Below are 2,400 nucleotides of genomic sequence, written 5' to 3' on the forward strand. Positions count from 1 at the left end.
CTCCACGAGCACGCCGGCGTCGGTGAGGCGGTTGAGCAGCGAGGACTTGCCTGCGTTCGTATAGCCGGCCAGCACGACGCTGTGCACCGCGTTGGCGTGCCGGCGCGAGCGCTTGACGTCGCGCGTCGTCTTCATCTCGGCCAGTTCGCGGCGCAGCTTCGCCATCCGGGCGTTGATCCGGCGACGGTCGATCTCCAGCTTGGTCTCACCGGGGCCGCGGCCGCCGATGCCCACGCCGCCGGCCGCGCGGCCGCCGACCTGGCGCGACAGCGACTCGCCCCAGCCCCGCAGGCGCGGCAGCAGGTACTGCATCTGGGCCAGCTCGACCTGCGCCTTGCCCTCCTTCGAACGGGCATGCTGGGCGAAGATGTCCAGGATCAGCGCCGTCCGGTCGACGACCTTCACCTTCGTCACCTCCTCCAGCTGGCGCAGCTGGCCGGGAGTGAGCTCGCCATCGCAGATGACCGTGTCGGCGCCGGTCGCCAGGACGACGTCGCGCAGCTCCTTGGCCTTGCCGGAGCCGATGTAGGTCGCCGGGTCGGGGCGGTCGCGGCGCTGGATGAGGCCGTCGAGCACCTCGGAGCCCGCCGTCTCGGCCAACCGGGCCAGCTCCACGAGCGAGCTTTCGGCCTCGGCGAGCGTGCCGGTCGTCCAGACGCCGACCAGGACGACGCGTTCCAGGCGCAGCTGCCGGTACTCGACCTCGGTGATGTCCTCGAGCTCGGTCGACAGGCCGGCGACCCGGCGCAGCGCCTGGCGTTCCTCGAGCTCGTAGTCGCCGTCGGCGTAGGGGGTGTCAGTCATCAGAGTTCCATGGTGACAGGTCGCGGCGACCTCGATACGGCATTACGCCCCGCGCAGCCAGTCGTCGTCGACCTCGATCTCGGCCACCAGGACCGCCGGGCCGGTGAGCTCGACCTCTCCGTCGGGCTGCCAGACGACCTCGCAGGTTCCGCCCGGGACGTCCACCCGCCAGGGCACGCCGTCGGCGCTGACGCCGTCCGCCGCGGCGAAGGCCACCGCGGCAGCACAGATGCCGGTGCCGCAGGATCGGGTCTCCCCCACCCCGCGCTCGTGCACGCGCATCTCCAGGTGCCGCTCGCCCCGGCGCACGACGAACTCGACGTTCTGGCCGTGGGGCAGCGCCGGCTCGACGGCCGGGGCCCGCGAGAGGTCGAGGGCCGCCAGCTCCTCGGGGGTGTCGAGAGCCACCACGACGTGCGGATTGGGCAGCTCCAGCGCCACGCCGGCGCGCGGCCGGCCGGCGCCGGTCAGTGAGGCGGCGGTGGCGACCGGCCGGTCGGCAAGGATCCGGGGCAAACCCATTCGCACAGTGACGTCTCCGTCCCCGCGAGTCCGCACACAACGAACCCCGCCGCGTGTCGCCACCGCCGCATCGGTAACAACGAGCCGGATCGACTTCAGATACTGCAGAAATACGCGAATCCCGTTCCCGCACATTTCGGCGACGCTGCCGTCGGCGTTGCGGTAGTCCATGAAGAACTCCGCCTCGTCGGCGAACTCCTTGCCGTCGGGGTCGTTCGCCGACCGGACGACCCGCAGGACGCCGTCGGCACCCAGGCCGGCGTGCCGGTCGCACAGGGCGCGCACCGTCGCCGGGGTGAGCTCGATCGCCCCCTCGAGATCGGGCAGGACGAGGAAGTCGTTCTCCGTCCCGTGGCCCTTCACCAACCGCACTCCTCGAGCGTACTGAGCGCCTGGTGAACCAGCCGGTCGAGCGGCCGGTCCTGCGTGGCGTCGAGCCACTGGATGCGCGGGTCACGCCGGAACCAGGAGCGCTGGCGGCGTACGAAGCGCCGGGTCGCGCGGACCGTCTCACGAACCGCGTCCTCGAGGTCGCCGACGATCCGCCCGGCGTCGTCCAGGCAGCGCAGCAGCTGGGCGTACCCCAACGCCTTGCCGGCCGTGGGACTCGCTCGCAGGCCCTCAGGCAGCAGCCGCACCACCTCGTCGAGGAAGCCCTGCGCCATCATTCGGTGCACCCGAAGCTCGACGCGCTCGTCGAGGTCGGTCCGGTCGAGCCCGACCTCGACGAGGTCGTAGACCGACTCGAACCCGGGCATGCGGGCGGTGAACGGCTGCCCGGTCAGCTCGATGACCTCCAGGGCCCGGACGATGCGCCGGCCGTTCGTCGGCAGGATCGCCTGGCCCGCGGCCGGGTCGAGCGCGGCCAATCGACGGTGCAGGCTCTCGGCGCCGACGCGATCGAGCTCGAGGACGAGGCGAGCCCGGATCTCGGGCGACTCGCCTGGGAACTCGAGGTTGTCCAGCGCGCCGCGGAGGTAGAGCCCGGACCCGCCGACGAGGACGGGCAGCCGTCCCCGTCCGCTGATCTGGTCGATCGCGGCCCGGGCGAGCTGCTGGTACTCGGCCACGGCG

The 2,400-nt window shown here is 72.2% G+C and carries 2 protein-coding genes and 1 pseudogene; all 3 read right to left on the reverse strand.

Annotated elements, in window-relative coordinates; genetic code table 11:
• Window positions 1–762 (reverse strand): annotated as a pseudogene (hflX, locus tag JF597_RS53935) (GTPase HflX); the annotation flags it as partial.
• 84 nt (window positions 763–846) lie between these two features.
• The gene (gene dapF / locus JF597_RS53940; RefSeq protein WP_294014410.1) at window positions 847–1,689 is read right to left on the reverse strand and encodes a diaminopimelate epimerase; all 843 of its coding nucleotides are present in this window, start codon (window positions 1,687–1,689) and stop codon (window positions 847–849) included.
• A partial coding sequence (locus JF597_RS53945) for a tRNA dimethylallyltransferase (protein WP_294014412.1) occupies window positions 1,686–2,400 on the reverse strand: 715 nt, incomplete at its 5' end. The genes dapF and JF597_RS53945, both read right to left, overlap by 4 nt.

The organism is Streptomyces sp., from assembly GCF_019510245.1.
Classification (GTDB): Bacteria; Actinomycetota; Actinomycetes; order Streptomycetales; family Streptomycetaceae; genus Streptomyces.